22 protein-coding genes are annotated in these 25,690 nt (G+C 60.8%); 9 read left to right on the top strand and 13 right to left on the bottom strand.

Features of this window, described 5'->3' with window-relative positions; all coding sequences use genetic code 11:
• The first annotated feature begins 35 nt into the window (after positions 1-35).
• From FX982_RS24225 to FX982_RS24205, 5 genes are all read left to right on the top strand, one after another.
• Entirely contained in the window at positions 36-710 is a 675-nt protein-coding gene (locus FX982_RS24225; protein WP_172612899.1) for a 2-haloalkanoic acid dehalogenase, read from the top strand.
• A gap of 44 nt (positions 711-754) precedes the next feature.
• Positions 755-1,243: an Lrp/AsnC family transcriptional regulator gene (locus FX982_RS24220; protein ID WP_003174918.1), complete on the top strand. Its 489-nt coding sequence runs from the start codon at positions 755-757 to the stop codon at positions 1,241-1,243.
• 174 nt (positions 1,244-1,417) lie between these two features.
• Positions 1,418-2,377, top strand: a complete 960-nt coding sequence (locus FX982_RS24215) for an omptin family outer membrane protease (protein WP_172612898.1) — start codon at positions 1,418-1,420, stop codon at positions 2,375-2,377.
• 309 nt (positions 2,378-2,686) lie between these two features.
• Positions 2,687-3,799: a WD40/YVTN/BNR-like repeat-containing protein gene (locus tag FX982_RS24210; RefSeq protein WP_172612897.1), complete on the top strand. Its 1,113-nt coding sequence runs from the start codon at positions 2,687-2,689 to the stop codon at positions 3,797-3,799.
• A 26-nt stretch (positions 3,800-3,825) separates the two neighbouring features.
• A complete protein-coding gene (locus FX982_RS24205) occupies positions 3,826-6,207 on the top strand; it encodes an efflux RND transporter permease subunit (RefSeq protein WP_172612896.1) in 2,382 nt (793 codons plus the stop codon).
• A 549-nt stretch (positions 6,208-6,756) separates the two neighbouring features.
• Here the strand turns inward: FX982_RS24205 and FX982_RS24200 are convergent.
• Both FX982_RS24200 and FX982_RS24195 read right to left on the bottom strand, forming a co-directional pair.
• On the bottom strand, positions 6,757-7,608 hold the full coding sequence (locus tag FX982_RS24200) for a 3-hydroxybutyryl-CoA dehydrogenase (protein WP_172612895.1): 852 nt from the start codon (positions 7,606-7,608) through the stop codon (positions 6,757-6,759).
• 12 nt (positions 7,609-7,620) lie between these two features.
• A complete protein-coding gene (locus FX982_RS24195; RefSeq protein ID WP_172612894.1) occupies positions 7,621-8,805 on the bottom strand; it encodes an acetyl-CoA C-acyltransferase family protein in 1,185 nt (394 codons plus the stop codon).
• A gap of 189 nt (positions 8,806-8,994) precedes the next feature.
• Here FX982_RS24195 and FX982_RS24190 point away from each other — a divergent pair, with 189 nt between their 5' ends.
• Entirely contained in the window at positions 8,995-10,008 is a 1,014-nt protein-coding gene (locus FX982_RS24190; RefSeq protein WP_172612893.1) for an AraC family transcriptional regulator, read from the top strand.
• A gap of 51 nt (positions 10,009-10,059) precedes the next feature.
• Here FX982_RS24190 and FX982_RS24185 read toward each other — a convergent pair whose 3' ends face one another.
• The 7 genes from FX982_RS24185 to vioA are packed head-to-tail and all read right to left on the bottom strand — an operon-like array spanning position 10,060 to position 18,562.
• A complete protein-coding gene (locus FX982_RS24185; RefSeq protein WP_172612892.1) occupies positions 10,060-13,599 on the bottom strand; it encodes a glycosyltransferase in 3,540 nt (1,179 codons plus the stop codon).
• Positions 13,600-13,604: 5 nt separating this feature from the next.
• Positions 13,605-14,348: a class I SAM-dependent methyltransferase gene (locus tag FX982_RS24180; RefSeq protein WP_122534833.1), complete on the bottom strand. Its 744-nt coding sequence runs from the start codon at positions 14,346-14,348 to the stop codon at positions 13,605-13,607.
• Positions 14,349-14,351: 3 nt separating this feature from the next.
• A complete protein-coding gene (locus FX982_RS24175) occupies positions 14,352-15,134 on the bottom strand; it encodes a phytanoyl-CoA dioxygenase family protein (protein ID WP_122534834.1) in 783 nt (260 codons plus the stop codon).
• A complete protein-coding gene (locus FX982_RS24170) occupies positions 15,131-15,688 on the bottom strand; it encodes a GNAT family N-acetyltransferase (RefSeq protein WP_172612891.1) in 558 nt (185 codons plus the stop codon). Before FX982_RS24170 ends, FX982_RS24175 begins: the two co-directional genes overlap by 4 nt.
• Positions 15,685-16,665, bottom strand: a complete 981-nt coding sequence (locus tag FX982_RS24165; RefSeq protein ID WP_172612890.1) for a hypothetical protein — start codon at positions 16,663-16,665, stop codon at positions 15,685-15,687. The genes FX982_RS24170 and FX982_RS24165 overlap by 4 nt, the downstream gene beginning before the upstream one ends.
• On the bottom strand, positions 16,658-17,431 hold the full coding sequence (locus FX982_RS24160) for a WbqC family protein (protein WP_172612889.1): 774 nt from the start codon (positions 17,429-17,431) through the stop codon (positions 16,658-16,660). Before FX982_RS24160 ends, FX982_RS24165 begins: the two co-directional genes overlap by 8 nt.
• 12 nt (positions 17,432-17,443) lie before the next feature.
• Positions 17,444-18,562 (bottom strand): dTDP-4-amino-4,6-dideoxy-D-glucose aminotransferase VioA, encoded by a 1,119-nt coding sequence (gene vioA / locus FX982_RS24155; protein WP_172612888.1) that lies wholly within the window; start codon positions 18,560-18,562, stop codon positions 17,444-17,446.
• Positions 18,563-19,006: 444 nt separating this feature from the next.
• On the opposite strand from vioA, the gene FX982_RS24150 reads away from it, so the two are divergent.
• Positions 19,007-20,248 carry a glutamine synthetase family protein gene (locus FX982_RS24150; protein ID WP_172613173.1) on the top strand — a complete coding sequence of 414 codons (1,242 nt, stop codon included), beginning with the start codon at positions 19,007-19,009 and terminating at the stop codon, positions 20,246-20,248.
• 54 nt (positions 20,249-20,302) lie between these two features.
• Positions 20,303-21,781 carry an MFS transporter gene (locus FX982_RS24145; protein ID WP_172612887.1) on the top strand — a complete coding sequence of 493 codons (1,479 nt, stop codon included), beginning with the start codon at positions 20,303-20,305 and terminating at the stop codon, positions 21,779-21,781.
• Positions 21,782-22,064: 283 nt separating this feature from the next.
• On the opposite strand, the gene FX982_RS24140 is transcribed toward FX982_RS24145, so the two are convergent.
• The 4 genes from FX982_RS24140 to flgA form a co-directional block, all read right to left on the bottom strand.
• Complete coding sequence (locus FX982_RS24140) at positions 22,065-22,805, bottom strand: flagellar brake protein (RefSeq protein ID WP_122534840.1); 741 nt, start codon at positions 22,803-22,805, stop codon at positions 22,065-22,067.
• Positions 22,806-22,880: 75 nt separating this feature from the next.
• Positions 22,881-23,348: a flagella synthesis protein FlgN gene (locus tag FX982_RS24135; protein ID WP_074893095.1), complete on the bottom strand. Its 468-nt coding sequence runs from the start codon at positions 23,346-23,348 to the stop codon at positions 22,881-22,883.
• A 49-nt stretch (positions 23,349-23,397) separates the two neighbouring features.
• Positions 23,398-23,715: a flagellar biosynthesis anti-sigma factor FlgM gene (gene flgM, locus FX982_RS24130; RefSeq protein WP_122534841.1), complete on the bottom strand. Its 318-nt coding sequence runs from the start codon at positions 23,713-23,715 to the stop codon at positions 23,398-23,400.
• A 170-nt stretch (positions 23,716-23,885) separates the two neighbouring features.
• On the bottom strand, positions 23,886-24,647 hold the full coding sequence (gene flgA / locus FX982_RS24125; RefSeq protein WP_122624334.1) for a flagellar basal body P-ring formation chaperone FlgA: 762 nt from the start codon (positions 24,645-24,647) through the stop codon (positions 23,886-23,888).
• Between the two features lie 73 nt (positions 24,648-24,720).
• Here flgA and FX982_RS24120 point away from each other — a divergent pair, with 73 nt between their 5' ends.
• Complete coding sequence (locus tag FX982_RS24120; protein WP_172612886.1) at positions 24,721-25,653, top strand: chemotaxis protein CheV; 933 nt, start codon at positions 24,721-24,723, stop codon at positions 25,651-25,653.
• Positions 25,654-25,690 lie beyond the last annotated feature (37 nt).

Raw genomic sequence — 25,690 nt, 5'->3', positions numbered from 1 at the left:
TAACGGGCCAGATGCATCCGGGAGGTTCGATCCACATGGGGCTGACAGATTTGGGGCTGACAGGATTTGGACTGACAGAGTACCGAGCGTTACTGATTGATTGCGATGAAGTGCTGGTGGATCGCGATTCGGGTGTCTGGGCCGCGCTGCAACCGCTGCTCGACAGCCGCGGCGGGCAGCCGGCCAGGGATGACGTGCTGGCCGAATTCAGCGCGGTGGTTGCGAGCCTGTATCCGCGCTTCGCCGAGCTGGGTTTCAGTGGCCTGTTGTGCTTCGCCCATCGCCAACTGGCGGAAAAATGGGGCCTGCACGCCAGTTGGGAGGAGGGCATGAGCTTTGCCCGTTCAGCGGGCAACTGGTCGCTGTTCGAAGACGCGCCGGGGGCGATGCTTTACCTGCGCAAGTTCTATCGACTGCTGGTGCGCGGTGATCGCGATGCCGAGGATCGCGGCGTGCTGTGCGAGCGACTGGGAATTGCACCGGAAGATTTCATTTCCCTGGCCGAAGGTCCGCAATGGCTCACGGATCAGGGCGATCAGGTGCAACCGGTCCTGCACGTCACGCGACCGTCGGTCGAGCCCTTCGCCGTGCTGGACCGCTGCCTGATCGGCCGCCACCGGGCGCGTCAGCCTTCGCCCTGCGCGGCGGAGTACTGCATCAACAGCATGGCCGACCTGGTGGCGCAGCATCAGCTGTCTTTACGGCGCTGATTTTGCTAGAAGATTGTCTTACAACGGCAGTCAAGAGGTACGTGATGGAAGGGCTCGTAAAACTGGATCGGATCGACATCAGCATCCTGGTCGAACTGCAAAAGGACGGCCGCATGACCAACGTCAGCCTCGCCGATGCCGTCGGCCTCTCTGCCAGCCCCTGCCTGCAGCGGGTCAAACGGCTGGAGTCGGCCGGTTATATCTCCAGCTACAAAGCGCATCTGAACCTGGCCAAGATCACCGATTCGGTCACCGTCTTCACCGAAATCACCCTCAGCGACCACAAGCGCGAAGACTTCGCCAAGTTCGAATCCAACATCCGTCTAGTGGACGAAGTGCTGGAATGCCACCTGATCAGCGGCGGCTACGACTACCTGGTGCGCTTCATGACCCGCAGCATCCAGCACTATCAGGAAGTGGTGGAAAGCCTGCTCGACAAAAACATCGGGATCTCCAAGTACTTCAGCTACATCGTCATCAAGTCGCCGGTGCTCAAGGATGGGGTGCCATTGCGCAAATTGTTGCGTCACTGAAAAGACCTTCGACGGCTTTGTAGGCAATTTCCCAACGCCAACGTTTAGCTTTCACGCAGTTCCTTCAGAACCGCCCGGCAGAGATTTCGTTCGCGGCGCTTCATCCTTTCGCTCCTTGTTCAGCTGCGTGCGGCGCTGGACAAACATCTCAATAAGAAGAGTGCGGAGTGGGTGATGAAGGGTAGCAAGACGCTGTTGTGGCTGGGGCTGGCTGCGTTTAGCGCCGAGGCGCTGGCCGAGGCGCAGACAACCCGCGAGGAGCAGTTCCAGCTGGGGGCGGTTGGGGTGAGTCTGGGTGTCGGTTTGCTGAATGGTCAGGCGCGGGAAAAGGTCTACGACGCTGACACCGGGCAGAAGCTCAGTCAGTTGAACTGGAGCATGAAGCAGGTGCCGACGTTGCATCTGGGTTTGAAATACCAACCGGTGCATTGGCTGTCCCTTGACCTGAACGGCTGGACGCGGATGGCGAAAGGTGACGGGCACATGAAGGACTACGATTGGATCGACGAGGATCGCGCTGACTGGACTCATTATTCCGATCACTCGGACACCCAGGTCAGCAACGCCTGGCAGGCCGATGTCGCCGCCACTGCCTGGGCGCTCAAACGTGATGATCTGGCCCTGGGCATGATGCTCGGTTATCAGCGCAGCCAGTTCGGCTGGCAGGCGAGGGGCGGGCGTTATACCTATTCGTCGGACGAGGGATTCCGCGATGATTCCGGAGAATTCCCAGCGGGGCAGAAAGGCATTTCCTATCAGCAGACCTACGACACGCCTTATGTGGGGCTGGTGGGTCTCTATCATTTCCGCAACTGGACGCTGGAAGGCAAATTCAAATACAGCCAGTGGGTCCGTGCGCGGGATCACGATCGGCATCATGTCACCGAGGTTACTTATGACGGGGATTATGGAAACAGCGGCCGGATGCAAAGTCTGGCGGTGGCGCTGAGTTACCGCGTGAGTCCGCAGCTTTCGTTGAGGGTAGGTGTGGATCATCAGGTGTACGCTGAGGCCAAGGGCAGCACGCTGATCAAGGACGCCCACACCGGCGAACGCTTCCGTATCGCGGGTGAGGCGGGCAGCCAGTCCGCCAGGACGACGATGTCCACTCTGGCGCTCACTTACGCTTTCTGAGCCATGCCGCAAACCGTGCCGCGTCCCGAGCTGTTGGCGAGCCGCCTGGCACGGTTTGCGCCTGGATTGGCGTTTCACGATCCCGCTAGGGTACAGATAGATAGCCCGCCCAATCACTTCTAGTGATAACGCGCCAATCATCGCCTCGTTGCTTAACAAAAGATAACGTCATGCCGATTGTCATACGTTTCCAAAGCTGACTAGGATGGGCTCGCTTCGGTAAGCCAGCGTCGCGTGCAGGCTAGAGCGCCCGCGCGGTTCAAACGGCCTCCAGAAGAACCTAATAAAAATAAAGGAAGGGGTAGCTCCATGCGTGAGCCCGTCATTCGGCGCACTCGGTTTGCGGTCATTCGGGACGATTTCAGCGCCCGGACGCTTTTCAAGAGCCTGCCTCTCCACGCTGCTCTGTCGTTGCTTATCTCCCCGATCTTCTGCGGCGCTGCGCTGGCTGTGGATAGCGCGTCCGCCGCCGCACCCGTGGACACAACCGCCAACGCTGGCGATTCAGCCGTCTACGCCCTCGAATCCGCAAAAGCCTCCCGCAGTCTGCTGCTGGACGTGACCCATGCCGGCAAGCGCATGGTGGCCGTGGGGGATCGCGGCCACATTCTCTATTCCGACGATCAGGGCAAAACCTGGACTCAGGCCAAGGTGCCGACACGCCAAATGCTCACGGCGGTGTATTTCGTCGATGAGCAGCACGGCTGGGCGGTGGGGCATGACGCACAGATCCTCGTCAGCAGCGACGCCGGCGCCACCTGGACCAAGCAGTTCGAAGACCTCAAGCGCGAAGCGCCGCTGCTGGATGTCTGGTTCAAGGACCTCACCACCGGGATTGCCGTCGGTGCTTATGGTGCGGTGCTGGAAACCACCGACGGCGGCCAGCACTGGGAAGACATCGGCGACCGGCTGGACAACGAAGACCAGTTCCACCTCAACGGCATTGCCTACGTGAAGGACGCCGGCCTGTTCGTGGTCGGGGAACAGGGCAGCATGTTTCGCTCCCCGGACGACGGCCAGACGTGGGAAAAGCTCGAAGGCCCTTACCAGGGCTCGTTGTTCGGTGCCCTCGGCACTGCTGAATCCAATTCGCTGCTGGTTTACGGCCTGCGCGGCAATCTGTTCCGTTCGACTGATTTTGGCACCACGTGGGAGCCTGTCCCGCTGCAGGGTGAGCGTGGCCCGCTGGAGTTCAGCATCGCCAATGCCTCGCTGATGCCAGACAACGCCATCGTGCTGGTCGGTAACGGCGGCAGCGTGATGCGCAGCACGGACGATGGCGAAAGCTTCACGGTCGCCAATCGCCCCGACCGGCTTTCCTTGTCCGGCGTAGCCGAGGACGATAAAGGCAATCTGGTTCTGGTAGGACAGGGCGGCGTTCGCGTCACCTCGCCGACGGGCGCTGACAGCGCTCAACAATAAGAACAAACAGGCGAGGACACGTTTCCATGAGCAACCTTCAACAACACCACGACAAGCCGACCCGCCTGGAGCAGTTGATTTTCAACAACCGTAAGACGGTGATCGGCATCTGCCTGCTGGTCAGCGTCTTCCTGTTCTGGCAAGCGACGTTGGTGCGCCCGTCCACCAGCTTCGAAAAGATGATTCCCCTCGGGCATCCCTTCATCCAGAAGATGATGGAGCACCGCAACGACCTGGCGAACCTGGGCAACACTGTGCGCATCTCGGTGGAGGCCAAGCAGGGCGACATCTTCTCCAGGGACTACATGGAGACTCTGCGGCAGATCAACGACGAGGTGTTCTACATTTCCGGCGTCGACCGCTCCGGGCTCAAGTCGTTGTGGAGCCCCAGCGTGCGCTGGACCGAGGTGACGGAGGAGGGCTTTGCCGGCGGCGAGGTCATTCCGCAGAGCTACGACGGCTCGCAACAGAGCCTCGACAAGCTGCGCAATAACGTTCTCAAGTCCGGGCAGGTCGGGCGTCTGGTGGCCAACAACTTCAAGTCGAGCATCGTCGATGTGCCGTTGCAGGAGTTCTACCCGGACCCCAACGACCAGAGCAAACTGCTGCCGCTGGATTACCGCCAGTTCTCCCACCAGCTCGAAGAAAAGATCCGCGACAAGTACGAAGCTCAGAACCCCAATGTCGAGATTCACATCGTCGGTTTCGCCAAGAAGGTCGGCGACCTGATCGATGGCCTGATCATGGTGGTGATGTTTTTCGGCATCGCGTTCCTCATCACCCTGGTCCTGCTGATGTGGTTCACCCGCTGCGCCCGCAGCACCATCGCGGTGTTGAGCACCACGTTGATCGCGGTGATCTGGCAGCTGGGCCTGATGCATGTGGTGGGTTTCGGGCTCGATCCCTATTCAATGCTCGTGCCGTTTCTGATCTTCGCCATCGGTATTTCCCACGGCGTGCAGAAGATCAATGGCATCGCTCTGCAATCCAGCGACGCCGACAGCGCCCTCACCGCAGCACGTCGCACGTTCCGCCAGTTGTTCCTGCCGGGGATGATCGCGATTCTTGCGGACGCCGTCGGCTTTATCACCTTGCTGATCATCGACATCGGCGTGATCCGCGAGCTGGCCATCGGCGCGTCCATTGGCGTGGCGGTGATCGTGTTCACTAACCTTATCCTCCTGCCGGTAGCGATTTCCTACGTCGGCATCAGCAAAAAAGCGGTGGTGCGCAGTAAAGAGGATGCCGTGCGCGAGCATCCGTTCTGGCGTCTGCTGTCGAACTTCGCCGCGCCGAAAGTCGCCCGCGTGTCTGTGGCCCTGGCACTGGTCGCGCTGGTGGGTGGCCTTTGGTACGGCCATAACCTGAAGATCGGCGACCTCGACCAAGGCGCGCCGGAGTTGCGGCCGGACTCGCGCTACAACCAGGACAACAGCTTCATCATCAACAATTATTCGACCAGCTCCGACGTGCTGGTGGTGATGGTCAAAACGCCGCCCGAAGGGTGTTCGGCGTACCAGACGCTGTCGGCGATGAACGAGCTGTCGTGGAAAATGGAGAACACGCCGGGGGTGCAATCGGCGATTTCGCTGGTGACCGTGTCCAAGCAGGTCATCAAGGGGATGAACGAGGGCAACCTGAAATGGGAGTCGCTGTCGCGTAACAAGGACGTGCTCAACAGCTCGATTTCCCGCGCTGACGGTTTGTACAACAACACCTGTTCCCTGGCGCCGTTGCTGATTTTCCTCAACGACCACAAGGCGGAAACCCTCGATCGGGCCGTACATGCGGTGCAGGAGTTCGCTCAGCAGAACGACAAGGACGGCCTGGAGTTTCTGCTCGCGGCGGGTAACGCCGGGATCGAGGCGGCGACCAACGAAGTCATCAAGCAGGCCGAGCTGACCATTCTGATTCTGGTGTACGTGTGCGTGGCGGTGATGTGCATGATCACCTTCCGTTCATGGGCGGCGACGTTGTGCATCGTGCTGCCGCTGGTGCTGACGTCGGTGCTGGGTAACGCGCTGATGGCGTTCATGGGGATCGGCGTGAAAGTCGCGACCCTGCCGGTGGTGGCGCTCGGGGTGGGAATCGGGGTCGATTACGGGATTTACATCTACAGCCGACTGGAGAGTTTCCTGCGGGCGGGACTGCCGTTGCAGGAAGCGTATTACCAGACGCTGAAGTCCACGGGCAAAGCGGTGTTGTTCACTGGCCTGTGTCTGGCGATCGGGGTGTGCACCTGGATATTCTCGGCCATCAAGTTCCAGGCCGACATGGGCCTGATGCTGACCTTCATGCTGCTGTGGAACATGTTCGGCGCCCTGTGGCTGTTGCCGGCGCTGGCGCGGTTCCTGATCAAACCGGAGAAGATGGCAGGCAAGGTCGGGAATTCGCTGTTTTCCCATTGACGCACGCAGAGCTCTTGTAGGACCGGCTTCAGCCGGGAAGAGGCCGGTAGGGTCACCCCAAAATTTGCGGCGTGACCACCGACGCTTTCCCGGCTAAAGCCGGTCCTACATTCGAGTACGCCGGAAGCTCACTGGATGCAAGCGGTGCCTTAGTAGGACCGGCTACAGCCGGGAAGAGGCCGGTAGGGTCACCCCAAAATTTGCGGCGTGACCACCGACGCTTTCCCGGCTAAAGCCGGTCCTACATTCGAGCACGCCGGAAGCTCACTGGATGCATGCCGTGCCCTGGTGGGACCGGCTTTAGCCGGGAAGAGGCCGGTAGGGTCATCCCAATATTTGCGGCGTGACCACCGACGCTTTCCCGGCTAAAGCCGGTCCTACATTCGAGCACGCCGGAAGCTCACTGGATGCATGCCGTGCCCTGGTGGGACCGGCTTTAGCCGGGAAGAGGCCGGTAGGGTCATCCCAATATTTGCGGCGTGACCACCGACGCTATCCCGGCTAAAGCCAGTCCTTCCAGAAGCATGCTGTCCTACATCCGGTGTTCATTCAGTTATAGGTAAAAAACCCACGCCCGGTCTTGCGGCCCAGATACCCCGCCGCGACCATTTCCTTGAGCAGCGGCGCGGGGCGGTATTTGCTGTCGTTGAAGCCTTCGTTGAACGCTTCGACGATCGCCAGCAGGGTGTCCAAACCGATCAGGTCAGCCAGCGCCAGCGGGCCGATGGGCTGGTTGCAGCCCAGACGCATGCCGTCGTCGATGTCCTGAGCAGTGGCCAGGCCTTCCTGCAACACCAGAATCGCTTCGTTGATCATCGGCACCAGAATCCGGTTGACCACAAACCCCGGGCGGTTGCCGGCAGTGATCGCGGTCTTGTTCAACCGCTCGGCCAGCTTGATCGCCGCGATGTGGGTGGTGTCCGCCGTCTGCAGACCGCGAATGACCTCGATCAGGCTCATCATCGGCACGGGGTTGAAGAAGTGCAGGCCGATGAACCGGTCCGGGTGTTCGACGCTGGCGGCCAGTTGCGTGATCGACAGCGACGAGGTGTTCGAGGCAATCACGCAGTCGCGGTCGACATGGCTGGCGATCTGCTTGAGCAGGCGCAGCTTCAGCTCAAGGTTCTCGGTCGCCGCCTCGATCACCAGTTGCGCGCCATTCAACTGGCCGTAATCAGTGGTGACGCGGATGCGCCCCAGGGCGGCTTCGGCAAGCTCGGCGGTCACCGTCTGTTTAGTCACCTGCCGCTCGAGGTTCTTGCGCACCGTCGCCATGCTGCGTTCCAGTGCCGTGTCGGAAATGTCCAGCAGGGTCACGTCGAAACCGGCCACCGCGCAGACCTGCGCGATGCCGTTGCCCATGGTGCCAGCGCCGATTACAGCGATGTGTTGCATGCTCATCGACAAGCCCCCTTACACACGTTCGAAGATGACGGCGATGCCCTGGCCGCCGCCGATGCACATGGTCACCAGCGCGTAGCGGCCTTGAATCCGGTGCAGTTCGTGAATCGCCTTGGTGGCGATGATAGCCCCCGTCGCGCCCACCGGATGGCCGAGGGAGATGCCCGAGCCGTTCGGGTTGACCCTGGCCGGATCAAAGCCTAGCTCACGGGCGACGGCGCAGGCCTGGGCGGCGAACGCTTCGTTGGATTCGATAACGTCCAGGTCCGCCACGGTCAGGCCGGCACGTTCCAGCACTTTGCGGCTGGCCGGAATCGGCCCCAGGCCCATCATCGACGGATCAACCCCGGCATGGGCATACGCCACCAGACGCGCCATCGGCGTGAGGCCGTGCTCGCGGACCATGTCGCCATTGGCCATAACCAGCGCCGCCGCGCCGTCGTTCAGGCCGGACGCATTGCCTGCAGTGACGGTGCCGGCCTTCTTGAACGCGGTTTTCATCTTGTCCAGCTGCTCGGCAGTCACGTCGCCACGGACGTGCTCGTCCTGGGCGAAGGTCACGGTGCCTTTGCGCGTGGCGATCTCGATCGGCACGATCTGGCCCTCGAAACGCCCTTCGGCGATGGCTTGGGCCGCGCGCTGCTGGCTGGTCAGCGCCAGGGCGTCCTGATCGGCACGGGTGATGCCGTAGTGCTCGGCGATATTCTCGGCGGTGATGCCCATGTGGATGTTGGCGAACGGGTCATGCAACGCGCCGAGCATGTAGTCGTACGCCTGGACGTTACCCATGCGCGCGCCCCAACGGGCCTGGGGCATTATGTACGCGCCACGGCTCATGGATTCGGCCCCACCGGCCAGCACCGCCCGGGCGTCGCCGAGCATCAGCGATTGCGCCGCCGAGACGATGGCCTGCAGGCCCGAGCCGCACAGGCGGTTGACGTTCATGGCAGGCGTTTCTTTGGTGAGGCCGGCGTCGAGGGCGATGACCCGGGAAAGATAGGCGTCGCGCACTTCGGTGGGGATCACGTGGCCCATGACCACATGGCCGATGTGCTCCGGTGCGATCCCGGATTTCGCCAGTGCGGCGCGGCTGACCTGGGTGCCCAGTTCGATGGGGGAGACGTCCTTGAGGGAACCGCCGAATCCACCGATGGCGGTACGCAGTGCGCTGACGACGAAAACTTCGGGTGTGCTCATGGCGACTCCTGACACGTATTGGAATTGTGGGGGCTGCACCGCGAAATGGGATTTCGGCCGGTGCTGACTGCGGGCAAGTCTAGATCGGCGTTCGGGACGGGCCTATGCCGAAACTGTCCAGATGGGCTGGCGTTCTTTACCATCAGCGCCTGATCCGTGTTGCACCATTGAAAAAAGGGAAAAGCGGTCATGCGGGAAAAGGATTCAGTGTCGATCTACTTCGTCCAGTTGATCGTCCATGCGCTGCGCGACCAGCCGCTGCGTTTGCAGTCGGTTTTGCAGGCGGCGGAAATCGACATGGCGCTGCTCGACGACCCCACGGCGCGGGTCTCGGCCAGTGCGTTTGCGGCGTTGTGGCTGATTCAGATCAAGGAACTGGGCGACGAGTTTTTCGGCCTCGATTCCCACGGCATGCCTCTGGGCAGCTTCGCCCTGATATGCCGGGGGCTGATTCAGGAACCTAACCTGGAAAAGGCCCTGCGCCAGTGCCTGAGCAATTTCGGCCTGTTCCTGCGCGACTTCCGCGGCAGCCTCATCATTCGTGGCCCACGCGCGGTGCTCGCGGTGGACACCACGACGGACGATCCGGTCCGGCAGCGCTTCGGTGAAGAGACGTTTCTGCTGCTGATGATCAGCCTGCTGTGCTGGCTTGGCGGGCGCCGCATCAGTATCGACCGCGCGCAGTTCCGCCAGCGCCGTCAGCGCCTCAGCGACGATTCGCTGCTGTGGGGTTTCAACCTGAGTTTTGGTGAGCAGCGCACCGAGATCGAGTTTTCCAGCCACTGCCTGCGTCTGCCGGTGGTGCAGTCGTTGCCGTCGCTCAAATCATTTTTGCGCACCGCGCCGCAGTGGCTGGTTATCCGCTACCGCAACCAGCGCGGGCTGGCGGCGCAAGTCTATCAACGCCTGCGCAACAGCCATTACGGACACTGGCCGACGCTGCTGGAAATGGCCGACGAGCTGAAGCTCAGCGCCACCACGTTCCGCCGTCGGCTGGAGCGTGAGGGCTGCGCGTTTCAAGGGATCAAGGACGACGTGCGGCGCGGCATCGCCCAGCAGAAGCTGCGCGACACCGAACTGAGCGTGGTCGAGATCGCGTCACTGGTGGGATTTCAAGAGCCCAGCGCGTTCCACCGGGCGTTCAAGAAATGGACAGGGGAAAGTCCGGGGGCGTATCGATCGCGCACGCCGTCCTCTCTTTGACGTGCATGCCCTAGCACTTGGCGTGACCGCCCTCAGGTGCCTCAATGTCCATCACGGCAGCCAGGCCGTGCGCCATGCCTCAACGCCTCCGTCGTCCAGCATCCAGTCGCTCAGCACTTTGCTCCGCAGCTGATCGCCAATCCTCGCCGCCGTAGACAGATCATGCAGGTGCGCGCGGATCGCGTCGATCCAGGCCTGATCGGTATTGGCAACCCGCGTCACCGGCAAGTCGCCCTGATAGGCACGGACATCGCTGCAAATGACCGGATAACCACACGCCCCGTATTCAACCAGCGGCAGGTTGCCACGGGCTTCATTGAAGGGATTCTGCTCCAGCGGAACCAGCGCGAGATCCAGGTCCAGGCTGGCCAGGGCGCTTGCCTTGCGCTGCAGCGAGGGACTGCCATGGATCTCGAAGCCGCTGGGGCGTATTGACTCCGGACAGGTGCCGACGAAAATCCACTCAATCTCATCGGTGAGCACCTGAACCACATTGTTCAGCAGATGCACATCGGTGTCGCAGAGGATGCCGACGCGCGGCTTGAACCCACGATTGCGACGTGGGTGCAGGTTGCCCCACAGGTCCACTGGAAGTCGCGCGGGAATGACCCTCAGATCTCCATGGAATCCGGAAAAAAGGTCGGCTAGATGAGGAGTGGCCACGATGAACCTGTCCGCGAAACGCCCCACTCGCTCCATCGCGTTGCTCAGGTCCGTCGGTAGACGGTCGTGATCAGGATGATGGGCGGGCAGGCTGAACACATCAATGTCCAGGTCGAATATTTTGAATGCCGAGGAAAACGCAGAGGCGTGTCGCATATCGTCCAGCCGTAGTTCATCCAGATGCCGTTGATAGACGATAACGTCCGGGTTGTAGCGCTGCAGGTCCACCACCCCCAGCGGTGTCGGCAGGGCGAAACCGTCGACCGCCGCCGCCTCCATCAACGCCTTGAGCGGATCAAGAACTCTTTGATGGCCGGATTCACCGGCGTCAGCCGGGTGCACCAGCACCCTTGGCAGCGGGCGCCAGGCCATCGGTTGCCATGTCAGCGCGGTAATCGGCTCAAGATCGAAGCCATTACCACTCAGCGAAAGATTGGGGTTGTATGCAGGGTCGCGCGCCAACAACGGTAGCCACTTGGCGTACATCGCGTCGCGTTCCCCGGCAAAACGCACTTCTTTTTTCTTCCTCTCAAAGCTCAAGTCCGCCGTCTGGCTGACCGATCCTTCATGCAGCAACAGTGCATGGGGTGTCCACACCACGAGGTAGCCCTGGCGACCCACTTTCAGACACAGATCAACGTCGTTGTAGGAGACTTTGAAAGCCTCCTCGTCCATGCCCGAAACCTCGTCATAAATAGACTTGCGCACCATCAGGCAGGCAGCGGTCACCGCGCTTAAATCCTGATCCAGCCACCGCCGTTGCATATACCCGGGGGACGTAGCGGATTCGCCGGAAAACGGATGTTCGGCCGGGCCTCGCAGTCCGAGAATGACACCCGCGTGCTGGATCGTCGCGTTGGGATAGAGCAGTTTGCTGCCGACGATACCCACTTCCGGACGCTGGGCATGGTTCAGCAGCTTGTCCAGCCAGTCCTCGCGCAGAACGGCGATATCGTTGTTCATCAACACCAGATAGTCGCCGCGTGCTTCAGCCGCCGCCATGTTGTTCATCGCCGAGAAGTTAAACGCCAGCGGGTAACGCAACACGCGTACTTTCTGACCGCCGATGGCCTCCATGTTGGCAAGCCACTCCAGCGCTTCCGGGGTCTGGCTGTCGTTGTCAACGATGATGATTTCGTAATGCTGATACGCCGTTTTTTCCAGCACGGTTTCGATGCAGCGCTGCAGCATCGGCAACTGATCCCGAGTGGGCACGATGATCGACACCAGCGGCCGGCTCTGATGCCCGTATTGCACGTGGTAGTGCCGGGCAGGTGCTTCAATGACGTCGGCATGCAGATAGTTTCGTGCTAGCAGATGGCGCTTGAGCGTTCTGACTTCGTCGCTGTTCTGCGCCAGCGTCGGTGCGCTGCACGCCAGCAGAGGTTCATCGATGTGGCCGATTGCGCCAATGCCGTTCTGCTCGATCAGGCGCAGGATCAGGTCGAACTCCAGGGCCTGGCTGAACGCCGGATCGAAGCCTCCGACGTCCAGCGCCAGCTCACGCTTGAACAGCCAGTGGGTGGCCATGCTGACGGGAAAGCTCAGCAGCAGATCGAGATTCAAGTCCGGCCGCATGGCGATACCGCGGACATCATCGGCGTGATGGATCTCATCGAAATAGACCATCTGGCACTGGCTGTGTTGCGCCAGCTCCAGCTCCAGGCGCAGGGTGCCGCTGGCTTGCCACTCGTCGCCAGCGTGCAAAATGATGAACCATTCGCTGCCGTCATTGCGTAACAGCGCATTGATTTGCAGCGCGATGTCACTCGCCGCCAACTGCCATTCGATGTCCGGCGGGACATCCTGTGGACGTTGTGAAGCGCTCAAGACCACAGTCCGCCGCGTAACGGCCTGGGCCTGCCACACCCCCAGGCTTTCAAGGGTCAGCCGCACCTGGTCTGGCCTATCCAATCGGTCCAGTACGATCACTGTAAGACTGCTGCTGTTGCTCAATTCGGCTCGGCGCGCGGCGATCAAGCGTTCTTGCACAGGGGACAAAGCCCGCGCCTGCAACCATTCGGTCAGCGGTCGTGTGTGCAGATTGGCCTTGTGATCGACCACGGCGCGTTGGGTCAACTCGATGAAGTAATCGAGCTGTTGCCAGAACGTGTCCTCGATTTCGAGCCAGCGCAGCCGTGCCTGAGGCAGCGATGCACGGGCGCGCTCAAGGCCTCCCGGCTCGTAGTGCATGGCCGCACCGGCGTCGCCGAAGTGCTCGGTGAAGGGCAGGGTGTCGATGTGCCCGCCCTGCAAATAGATCACCGGACATCCACACAGCATCGCCTCGGTGCAGGTCGCAGAAATCTCGTACGAGTAGAGCACTGCTGCCGTCTTGAAAATCTCCGCCAACTGGGCAAGGGTCTTGGGTTTGCTCAGGGAGAGGATTTCGATGTCGGCAGGAAGGCTCAAGAAGTCGACATCGCGAATGAGATGGCGGTGCAGGTAAAGATAGGACTTTGTTCGCTCTACCGGCTCCTTGGGCGGCGAGAACAGTTCCGAGTCGATCACCGGCAGCGTCAGCATGTTGGTGTTGAGACTTTCGTCGCGGAAATCATGGGCGTAGTGGAAGAACAGGTCGTTTCTGCCCGCCTGCAGACCATTACCCGTCAGAAAACCCTCGCGGTTGAGGATATAGCGCACCACGACGGGCCCCGACAAGGGGTTGCCCGAGACCACTTCGGGATAGACGACGATGGGCGTGCGGCCCAGGTCCTGATGGCATTTGATGAGTTCTTCGCTGAGCGACGGCGTACGCAGTGCCGGGTTTTTCACATCGCACAGCGCCACATACGCCTCGTGACCGGCAATGTTCAGCGCATGGCAGAGGTAGTGCATCACGCAGATGCCCGATGAGGTTTCCCGGTAGTCGGGCGCGTAAATGTAATAAGGCGCCGGGAGCTTGCCGTGCAGGTTGCGGTTGATCATGCGCGTCACTCCGCTGCGGTGCTGCGTTCGCAGACGACAAACACGCTGGCGCACAACTCGGGGTAATGCATCCCAAGGGCGTAGCAGCCATCCATGAACGCCTCATCCACCAAACCGCTCTCCAATGCCTTGTCCAGCTGGAAGTTGGCCAACGGTTTAAAGAACACGCCACCTCTGTGCCGGACCGACCATCCTGCCTGGCGCACTTCATGGTCAAGGGTGTCCAGGGAGTAGGTGATGCGGTGTCCATGCAGGCGCTCGCCCTCGGTCACCGCACTGTTGTGCTCGATCAGGCCCATCTTCACGGCAATCTGGCGCGAGGGCGCGTTGGCGTTTGGCACGGCGATAAACAGCCGACCGCCTGGCTTTAACCACTGGGCGATGCGCTGTAGCACGGCGGTCCGATCGTCGAGATGCTCCAGCGTGTGGATCAGAAATATGTTCTCGAATCGCGGCTCCACCGTGGCCGTCTCGAAGGTGCTGCAGACGAAGGCGACCTGTTCGCCGACGCGCTGGCGGGTAACGCCGATCAGATCACTGGCCGCTTCGATGACGGTCAGGTCATGGAAGCGCTCGCTGAAGATTTGCGTGAATTCACCCTCGAAACAACCCAGTTCCAGTGCAGGACCTTCGGTCAACCAGGGCGAAAAGCTCTCCATCATGTAGCGGCGCAGGCGGGCATCGAAGTCATAGAAATAACTGCGATGGGCGTTGTTCTGAAATTCCTGGTTGTAATCGCGGTTGGCCATGGTCTATCCCTGGTTTTTTCGGTAAAAGCGCTGGTCTTCAGGCTGATACCACTCGTGAAGGGTGGAGGGGGTTCGGGCGAACCAGCCGAGCAGTTGCTGAAGGTCCGGCGATTGCTGCTCGCAAAAGGCGGAGCCCAGCGCTCGGCAATAGTCGAACTGCGGCTTGAGGTTGCTGCGGGTAAACGTCAGGGTCAGGCAGCGACGTGGCCCCGACGTACGGTTGACCCCGGCGGCGTGCCATATCCGCGAGTCGAACAGATAGATCGAGCCTGCTGTACCCAGCGCCTTGCTGGCGTGCGCCTCGAACTGATTGTCGTCCGGCTTTTGCGGCGATTGGTGTGAGCCAGCCAGAAACAGGGTGGCGCCGTTCTGCGCCGTGAAGTCGTCGAGCAGTACCAGAATCTGCGCCATCTGCATCGATTCTGCCGACCATGAGCGCACATCGCGGTGCACGTTGCGCACGTAGGCATTGGTGCTGTTCAGGTTGTTCAGCCCACCAAATGAATTGAGGATCACCTCGCCGCCGAGCATGTTGCGCAGCAGCTCGGTGACCCCCCATTCGCCAAACCGGGCCAGCAGGGCGATGAAACCGGTGTCGGCCTGCAGGATGTGGTGAGCGGTCTGCTCGGTGCGCTGAACGATGGCGTTCTGCACCTGCACACTGCGGCAGCGTTCGATGGCCTGCGCCAGGTCTTCGCGCAAACGCACGACCTCGCTGGCGGCCATCAGATCCGGCAGACAGACGTACCCGTCTGCGCAGAGGTTTTGCCAGGCCTCGTCATTCATGAATCACCGTCCCGGGCCGCCATCCACGCCCGGTAGTCGGCTGCTGTCACACCCAGCAGGTGACGATCCCAGCGCTGGCCTTTGCGAAAGTACCACTGGCGCTGCGTACCCTCGATCACCCAGGGCGCTTTGCCAGTGTAGGTGGCCAGCGACGCCTGGTTGTACTCGATGATCGTCGTGGACAACCGCTCAAGGCCGAGTTCGTCGAACGCGTAGCGCATCACGGTGGCGATCACCTCACGGCCATAACCCTGACCGCGCAGGTGCTCGAAACCGATCATCATGCCGTGTTCCGCGGTGCGGTTTTTCCAGTCGATGTCGACCAGGTTTGCCGTGCCAATCAGACCGTGCTCGGACGTTTCTATACCAAAGCGCTGATTCAGCGTGTCGCTTTTAAGACGTCCCAGCCACTCGCGCTGAGCCTCCCGGGAGGTCGGAAAATGCCAGCCGCCCAGCATCGCCCATAGGGCCTCATCGTTGGACCAGACGTGCAGTCGCTCCAAGTCATCTGCTTCCAGGGCCCGCAAGGTGATTCGTGTACCACGGATACTCATGATGTTCTCGATGCCTGAAGAATAAGGTTCGCCAGCCGCGCGATGTCAGAAGCGCCGTAACGCTGATCGACAGGGAGGGGCAGAAGCCGGCGGGTCATGTCTTGCTCCAGCGTCGGGACATTGCTGTCCGACAGCACGTCGCGCCAGTAGCAGGGCACGTATATCCGCTGTTTGAGCAGCGCTGCGCTGACCTTTTCTGCTTCCTGAACATCCTTGAGCAGCAGGGGATAGCACAGCGCAGCAGTTGGCGTGAGATCAAGGGCCTTGAACGTGTTGAGGGCGCCCAGAGCGTCGTGCAGTTGAGAGAAGTTGGCCCGGCGTCGACTGCCGATCTCATCGTAGTCAATGCTGTTGAGCAGTCGCGTGGTGATTGCGGACATGCCGCGCATGCCCTCTGTTCCAAGCGCCTCCTCGGTGTTCTGGAAGTCGGCGTAATGGGCTTCCGGCCCATTGGCCAGACGCCCGAGCAGGGCATCGAAGCGGTTGGCAGAATTGCCAGGCGGCAGTTGTTCGAGATCGCAGGGCCCGTTCACCCGCCAGCCTCCATCCGGCACGCCCACAAATTTGCGCGGAGAATACAGCGTGGGGATGCCGTCAACCGGCGCGCAAAACAGCGCCTGCGAATTGTCGACGATCAACGCACCGCCATACTGCCCCGCCAGGGTGTCGCGGATGTAAGCATCCTTGAGGCCGAAATAATTGACATACAGGAAGACCTCGCGAGGTCCGAGAACCGGCAGGGCTGCAGGTTCGAGCAGATCATTCATGCCGTAGCGCACGACTTCAACGTCAACCGCCCGGGCAGCATCGGGCATCACTGAACAGATGAAATGCGGTATCCAGACCCTGCGTGCCTGCTGCGCCAGCAGCAGCGCCTGGAAAGCCGAACGCGCCAGGTTGTAGGCGCGCGCGTGCGGATAGGGATGCTGGCCTCGGCGAAGCTCCAGCTCGAAAAAGCCCCCCATCGCCTCAACCACGCACAATCTCCCCGCGCTTGACCCAGGCGCTGAGGGTTTCCAGGTCGTTGAACATGAAGGCATCCAACACCGACAGTGCCGGCACGAAGGGCTGGTTCAGCTGGAGGTAAGGCTCAAGGTCCGGCTTGAGAAGGTCCAGCCCATAGCCTGCGGCCGCAAACGCTGCGCTGTCGTACAAGGCACCGCCGGCGAAAGGGTTCAGATAGCGGGTTCCGCCGATCGCGCTGATGACTTCGATCACGCGGTCCTGCCCACGCGACTGTGAAGCGGGTGACCACTCGCTCGCCCGAACGATCGGGGTGTGAATGCGCAACAGGCTGCAGCAGGAGCGCAGCGCCAGCTCGTTGAACTCGGCGATGTTGTGCGCCGGCAACTTCAGCAGCGCTTCGAGCCAGGTCAGCGTGCGCTCAGCGTGGGGTGCCTTGCGGTACGCAAACGCGAGGCGGCTCATGATGGCGTCGATGTCAAAGTGTGGCGAAATCTGGCGTTGATTGATCAACTGCGAGTGACTGCCCTTTGCCAGCGGCAAGCCAAACCACTTCGGCTCGCCCTCCAGCAGGTAACGGTTGCGCTCGATCCAGCCGTTCTTGATGAACTGCACGTTGTCGTACAGCACGAAACAGTCGCTCGCGGCGATCAGCTGAAAGTAACCCAGGTAAGGAAGAAAGTACGGTTGCATCAGGGCCACACGGCCCTGATCCAGAAGTGCATGGTCGTTGGACCGCTGATCAAGCCCGGCAGGGCTGCGGGTAGGGGCGATGAGCACGGGTTGCATCGGTCAGGCCCCGCGCGCGCTGAGCAGGATGTCGATAATGGAGTCCTGCTGCTCATCCGTCAGGTCCGGGTAGATCGGCAGGCACAACACGCGGCTGGAAATCAGGTGGGCATGGGTGAGCTTCGCAGCGTCCGAACTGGGCAAGCTGCGGTACATCGGGAATTCTGTGATCAACGGGTAGAAATAACGCCGCACCAGCACATCACGCGCACGATAGCGGTTGTACATTTCGTCGCGGTTCACGCCGAACCGAGAACCGTCTATGAAAATCGGGCAATAGGCATAGTTCCAGTCCACGCCTGCAGGCTGTTCCAGCAAGGTGATGCCGGGCACGTCTGCCAGCGCCCTGGCGTAGCGATCAAACAGACGTTTGCGCGACTGCAGCGCAGAATCGATGTGGCGCAATTGGAGCATGCCGAACGCTGCCTGAATCTCGTTCATCTTGCCGTTGATGCCCGGCGCCATGATCGTAACTTCGTCGGCAAAACCGAAGTTCTTCAGGTAATCGATGCGCTGCTTGGTCTTCCTGTCGTGGCAGATGATCGCGCCGCCTTCGAAGGTGTTGAACACCTTGGTGGCATGGAAACTGAGGACCGAAAGGTCACCATGATTCAAGACGCTGGTGCCATTGTGCTGAACACCAAACGCGTGGGCGGCGTCATAGATGACCTTCAACCCGTAGGTGTCGGCGATTTTTTGAATGGCATCGACGTCACAGGGAATCCCATAGCAATGAACCGGAAGGATGGCCGTGGTCGCCGGCGTGATCGCTTCCTCGATGCGCTTGGGGTCCAGGTTGTTGGTCAGCGGGTCGATGTCGACAAACACCGGCTTAAGGCTGTTCCACAATAACGAGTGGGCCGTGGCGACGAATGAATACGGCGTGGTGATCACCTCGCCCGTGACGCGCAGCGCCTGGAGTGCGGTGACCAGCGCCAGGGTGCCGTTGGAAAACAGGCAGACATGCTCAACGCCCAAGTGCTCGGCCAGTGCGGCTTCCAGCTGTTCATGGAAAGGGCCACCGTTGGTGAGACGCTTGCTGGCCCAGATCTCCTCCAGAAACGGCATGAACTCTTCCAGCGGAGGAAGCAGCGGACTCGTGACAGGAATTGAATTCGACATGGACACCAAGGCTCATGGGCGGTTGAAAGCCCCACGACCCGAGGAGGCATCGAAGTGGGGGGGGCATAGGGCCCTTTTAGACGGTGCCGAAAAAATGACGTCTAAAGGCGGCTTGCAGCTTGAATAGCAAAAATTCGGCCAATACCTGTCGAATCGGCAGCCGAGACGTGGCGGGGGCCTGCCCCAAGGGTGCAAGACGCGGGATTGGCAGTCGTCGGGACCGCGGCCCCGGCAGCACCTTGATAGAGGGTTCAAGCTCGCCGCTTGATATTCCGAACGCCTGACGCTTACTTTGTACGCCTTGCCGCCCTGCGGCCTGCCCAACGAAAAAGGATTTGAGTCATGAGTAGCGATGACCACCATTCACTCGCGCAGCGACTGATGGGCATTGATGAAATTGAATGCGTCACGCCGGATCTGAATGGCCTGCCGCGAGGGAAGGTGATGACCGGCGAGGGTTTTCTCGAAGGCCGTCGGTTGCAGCTGGCGCGGGGCGTGCTGCTGCAATGCATCATGGGCGGCTACCCGCCGTCGAAATTCTATGGCAGTGACGATGGCGACCTGGCCCTGATCGCCGACCCGCAGCAGACCCATCGTCTGCCGTGGAGCGACGAGCCCCGCGCCCTCGCGATCTGTGACGCCGATGAGCTCGACGGCCAGCCATCGCCGCTGTCCACCCGCGGCCAGCTCAAATCGGTCATCGCCCGCTATGCCCGGCATGGCTGGTCGCCGGTGGTGGCCACCGAACTGGAATTCTTTGTCTTCGCGCCCAACCCCGATCCGAGCCAGCCCTTCCAGCCGCCGGTCGGTCTGGACGGTCGGCGCGAGGACGGCCAGTCGGCGTTCAGCATCAGCTCCAACAACGGCCTGCGACCGTTCTTCAAGGAAATCTATGCCTGCATGGCCGCGCTGGGCCTGCCCCGCGACACCGTCATGCACGAGATGGGCGTCAGCCAGTTCGAGATCAACCTGCTGCACGGCGATCCTCTGCTGCTGGCCGACCAGACATTTCTGTTCAAGCACATGCTCAAGGAAGTCGCGCTCAAGCACGGCCTGATTGTGGTGTGCATGGCCAAACCGCTGGCGCACACGCCCGGCAGTTCCATGCACATTCACCAGAGCGTGGTCGAGACCAGCACCGGCCAGAACATCTTCAGCGACAATCAGGGCGAGGCCACTGATCGCTTTCATCACTTCATCGGCGGGCAGCAGGCCGCGATGGCTGACTTCACCGCGTTGTTCGCGCCGAACGTCAATTCCTATCAGCGCCTGTGCCATCCGTTTGCTTCGCCGAATAATGCTTGCTGGTCCCACGACAACCGCGCGGCGGGTCTGCGCATTCCGGCCAGCGCACCGGTCGCCCGTCGGGTCGAGAACCGTCTGCCCGGCGCCGACGCCAACCCGTATCTGGCCATCGCCGCCAGCCTGGCTGCGGGGCTTCATGGCATTGAGCACACGCTGGCACCGTCGCCGCCTATTCAAGGTGAGTTCGTTGTGCCCGATAATCTGTCGTTGCCATGTACCTTGCACGCTGCTCTGGAACGTCTGACTCGCAGCTCGCTGGCCAAGGAACTGTTTGGTGCCGAATTCATCGAAGGCTACGTCGCGTCGAAGACCCTGGAACTGACCAGCTTCTTCAACGAAATTACCCCCTGGGAGCGCCGCGTTCTGGCCGCTCAGGCTTAAGAATCGCTGTTCGGAAATCCTCTGAAATCGAGGGTTTCCGTCTTTTGGAAAGCTATGCGCCAAATCTGGAAGTCCTTTCGAGCGCTGTATTTTGCCTCGCTGATGATGTTGATCGGCTCGGGCCTGCTCAGCACCTACCTGGCCTTGCGTCTGGCCGCCGATCAGGTCGATGGCCTGTGGGTCGGTGCGTTGATGGCGGCGAACTATGTCGGTCTGGCCCTGGGCGGCAAGATCGGCCACCGGCTGATCGGCCGGATCGGGCACATCCGGGCGTATGCCACCTGCGCCGGCATTGTCGGCGCGGCGGTGCTGGGCCACGGGCTGTTCGATTACCTGCCGGCGTGGATCTTCCTGCGGATGATTGTCGGCCTGGGCATGATGTGCCAGTACATGGTCATCGAAAGCTGGCTCAACGAGCAGGCCTCGCCCAAGCAGCGCGGCACGGTGTTCAGCCTCTACATGATCGCGTCGTACCTGGGGCTGGTGCTCGGTCAGCTGATTCTGGTCATCCACCCGCAACTGGGCCCTGAACTGCTGATGCTCGTGGCGATGTGCTTCGCCCTCTGCCTCGTGCCGGTGGCCATGACCCGCAGCATTCACCCGGCGCCGATGCACCCGGCACCGCTGGAGCCGCTGTTCTTCATGCGCCGGGTGCCGCAATCCCTGACCACGGTGTTGAGCGCCGGCATGATCATCGGCTCGTTCTACGGCCTGGCGCCGCTGTATGCCGCGCAACAGGGGCTGTCGACCGAGCATGTCGGCCTGTTCATGGCCAGCTGCATCGGCGCGGGCCTTATCGTGCAAGGCCCGCTGGGCAAGCTGTCAGACCGCTATGACCGTGCCTGGTTGATCCGCGGCGTGGCCGGCTTGCTGGTGCTGGCCTCGCTGCCGCTGGCGATCCTCCCGGATGTGCCGATGGAGCTGCTGCTGGCAGTGGGCTTCCTGGCGTCCCTGCTGCAGTTTTCGCTGTATCCGCTGGCGGTGGCGTTCTCCAACGACCACGTTGAAGGCGAACGCCGCGTGTCCCTGACCGCCATGTTGCTGATGACCTACGGCGTCGGGGCGAGTATCGGCCCGCTGGTGTCCGGCGTGCTGATGAAGATGTTTGGCAGCAACATGCTCTACGCCTTCGTCTGCTTGGTGGCGCTGGTGCTGGTGCTGCGTATCCGTCCGAAAGCCGTCACCAACCTGCACCAGGTCGAAGACGCCCCGCTGCATCACGTCGCCATGCCTGACAGCATGTCCAGCTCGCCGCTGGTGGTCGCCCTTGACCCTCGGGTTGATGAACAGGTGGTGCAGGATCAGATGCAGGACGTTGAGCCGGAGCCGGAGGTTTCACCTGAGGTAGCGCCGGATGTGGCAGCGGATGCCGAAGTACAGCCTGAGATGGTGGAGCGGGTCGTGGCGTCGGGTGAAGGCGTTGTGCGGCCGGTGGCGATTATGGACGAGGAAGTGGCTGCTGAACCTGGTGCGGCTGGACCGGAGGAGGCGGCTGAAGTGCGGCGGGATGTCGGGGTGGATCGGCCGTTGTGATTGAGGCTGGGCTGATTGGGTATACCCCCGCAGCATCGCAAACCTCTAGGAGCGACCAGGGTGGCGCTCCACCTGGCTCGCGAAAACGGAGTATCAGTGACATGGATTTCGCCTGACACGACGCATTCGCGAGCAAGCTCACTCCTACAATTCCGGTGTTTCACCTGAGTCTCGTGCACTCAGAGCTAGAGTGGGACGATGGCGGCTGTGTGAGGGGAGGCAGGGTAATTGCGGCAACCCGCCAGCACGCCATAGAGCGCACCGGCCGGGTTACCGCCAACGATCAGAAATCGTCGTCTTTGTCGAAGCGTCGCGCTTCGCGCTGCAGTTGATAGACCAGGCGCTCGACCTGACGCTGCACCAGGCCACTCATGTTGTGGAAGCGCACGCCGGCAAACGTGGTGTTGATCCTTTCTTCGAAGTGCAGATAGCGCAGTTCAACGGGTGTGGTCATGTTGCCGAAGGGCAGGGAGGCGATAAAGCGCTCATAGACCTGACCCAGCTGCATGCGCTCGGAAACATCGCCTTCGAAGCGCAGCTTGCACCCGGTCGCGGAGATGTCCAGCAGCTTGCCGCGTAACGGGGATTTAAGCCGTTCGCCACCGATCTCGACATCAATCAGGGAAGCCAGCTTAAGGGCCGCGCGAAAGGCATTGCGGCGCTGGTGATAGACGACTTCTTCAGGCAGCGGGCCGCGATAACTGCGCGGCTCTTCGATCACCGTCAGCCGGGCTTTGCTTTCCCAGGCGATGCGCACACCGTCGTGAAAACCTTCGACCCGGAAGGGTTCACCGCTGGCCAGGAAACGCTCGCCGTCACGGGGGATCATCTCGTCGAAAATGACTTGATTGGTGTCGCGGTTGACATCGATCACGTAGCTCTGAAAACGCTGGGTGCGTTCGTGGAACGTGATGATCAACGGGTCATGGCTTTCCATCAGCAGCCGCAGATTGGCAGCGATTTCCAGCGGGGTGGTCAGTACCTTCGGGGGCTGCGGAACATCTTCCGCGCTTGAGGCATTCACGGTCTATCCATCTCCAGGCAAATAACGGCAGCGGGCGGCATATTGCCACCACGGTGCGCACCTTGATACAAGAACTTACGCCTGGCTAAGCGGACGCGGCCTGGCCTTGCCCGACGTCGAGCCGCGGCTGTCATAAAGCGTGGGCGTGTCGCCGCCGTTGAGAATCCTCAACTGCTGTGCCGTGGTGAGTTGCTGGAGCTGGATAAGGCTGCCGTTTTGCTCATTGGCCGCCTGGCATTCACTCATCAGTGCGCTGAGTTCATCGCCCGCGGTCAACAAGGCTTCACCCACTGACGAATGTTTCGCCACTTCTTCGAGTCCCGCACGATTGGCGGGCAGACCCAGGCTGGTCATCAGCTGGGTACGTCGGCGTCCATGCTGCTCGAGCACAATCACCAGCGCCTGTTTCTGCGCCAGGATGTGTTCCATCTCGACCATATTGCGCCCATGAAGGGCCACTGATTCGGCCTTCAGGATATCCAGCAAATGCCGGGTTGGCGCAATGTCGTCCGTGATCAGTTGAAGCAATGTAGTGTCTTGCATCGCATGCCCTGGTGTTTAAGCGTCCAGAAGCCCCTGCGCAGACCGGGGGCTAGCGCTGGGCTTCGAAGTTAAGCAGTTTGCTAGCAACACGATTGCTGTCGACCTTGTAGCTGCCGTCGGCGATCGCCTGCTTCAACTCGGCCACACGGGCACTGTTGACGACGGGCTGATCACGCAACGAATCACTGATCTTCTGCAACTGTTGAGCTTCGCTGCTCAAATGTACTGCCTCACCACTGCCCGGCACGCTGGAAGTGCCGCTGACCGCCGCCGTAGCTTCGGTTTTGCCGGCTTCCTTGGTGCTGGCGGTACGTGTTGTACCGCTGACGGGAGTGGAGCTATTCAAACGATTGAAGTCGATGACCATGATTGAAAAACCTCTGGGTTCTAGGACGCTTGCCTTGGTTTCGGCCCGACCCGGAATAACTTTAGGGCTCGTGCGAAAACAGTCTCGAATGGACTTCGCACGGAGCACTGGGGTTCCGAGTGTAGGAAAAGCGCAAGCGCAGCGCCAGAGGTCTTACCTTCACATGTCAGTTACATAGCGACCTCAACTTGTCCGGGCGCAACGATATTGGCCTTGATCACCCGCTGGGAATTAAGGTTCTTCACCCGTATTTGCTCGTTGAAACCGCCGTCGGACAGTGCTTCGCCCGGCATGCGCACGCTCATGGAACCACTGCGCGCGCTGATCACCACCTGGTCGCCCTTGTGAACCATTTGCGGCTGGTCGAGGTGGACCGGGGTCAGGATCTGGTCGATGACCGTTGGTCGGACAACTTTCTGCCCGACCGCCTGATCGAGCGAATCCAGAAAGCCTTGCCCCAGCAGGCTTACGTCACGTTCGCGCAGCGCCACATCGTTTTCAGTCACGATCGCGTCGCGTTTCATTGGCCGCACGCCGGTGACCACATTGCGGTAAAGATGTACTTGGGCCGGCACGAACACCGTCCACGGAGACGTGCCTTCGCAGCGCACTTTCACCGTCACGCGGCCGATGGGCTGGGCGGGGCTTTCCAGTGAGGCTGTCAAATCCTTGTCGCACAGTGGCATGCGCAGACGCGGGTCCAGCTGCTTGACTTCGATTTCATAGCGGCCGGCGGTTTGATTGGTCGCCATGTAGTCTTCAACTGTGAATTCAAGAAAGCCCTGGGTCACGCCGATAAGTGTTTCAGGCAAGGTCATGTTGTCCGCGCGGCTCAGGCTGGCGGCACACAACAGACACAGCGCGACCAGCACGCAGAGAAAGCTGCGGGTTGCGGGTGCCGGGCGTCGGGATACTGTCGTTTGTGTGTTCATGATGAGTAAATAGCAAGGCCCGTGCCGCTTACCGATTCGGTAGCGCAATTGGTCGTTTTGGGAGGAGTGGTGCATGGCTGGTGTGATGGATTCAGTAAACCAGCGCACTCAACTGGTAGGGCAGAACCGCCTTGAACTGTTGCTGTTCCGGTTGGACGGCAAGCAGTTGTATGGGATCAACGTGTTCAAGGTAAAAGAGGTGCTTCAATGCCCGAAACTTACCCACATGCCCAAATCCAGTCCGATTGTGCGCGGTGTGGCAAATATTCGTGGCGGAACCATCCCGATCCTTGATCTGGCTTTGGCGACCGGCGGCAAGCCGTTGAGCGACATCGCCAATTCCTTCGTGATCATCACGGAGTACAACACCAAGATTCAGGGTTTCCTGGTGCATGCGGTGGAACGCATCGTCAATATGAACTGGGAAGACATTCACCCGCCTCCCAAGGGAACCGGTCGCGACCACTACCTCACGGCGGTGACGCGTCTGGACAATCAGTTGGTGGAAATCGTCGACGTCGAGAAGATCCTTGCCGAGGTAGCGCCAGTCTCCGAAAACATCTCGGTCGGCGTGGTCACTGCGGAGGTGCAGCACAAGGCGCTCTCGTTGCGCGTGTTGACGGTTGATGATTCCTCCGTGGCGCGCAAACAGGTGACGCGCTGCCTGCAGACTGTCGGCGTGGAAGTCACGGCGTTGAATGACGGTCGTCAGGCGCTCGAGTTCCTGCGCAAACTGGTAGACGAAGGCAAGAAACCGGAAGAAGAATTCTTGATGATGATCTCCGACATTGAAATGCCGGAGATGGATGGCTATACCCTCACTGCGGAGATTCGCAGCGACCCGCGCATGCAGAAGTTGCACATCGTGTTGCACACGTCGCTGTCGGGCGTGTTCAACCAGGCGATGGTCAAGAAGGTCGGCGCTGATGACTTCCTGGCCAAGTTCCGGCCGGACGATCTGGCGGCGAGGGTGGTAGATCGTATCAAGGCGGCAGATATCAGCTGAGGAGGGGTGTTCCTCCTTGCTGTTCACATGATTTGAG

The sequence above is a fragment of the Pseudomonas graminis genome, from assembly GCF_013201545.1.
Classification (GTDB): domain Bacteria; phylum Pseudomonadota; class Gammaproteobacteria; order Pseudomonadales; family Pseudomonadaceae; genus Aquipseudomonas.
This window is presented reverse-complemented; position numbering and strand designations above follow the sequence as displayed.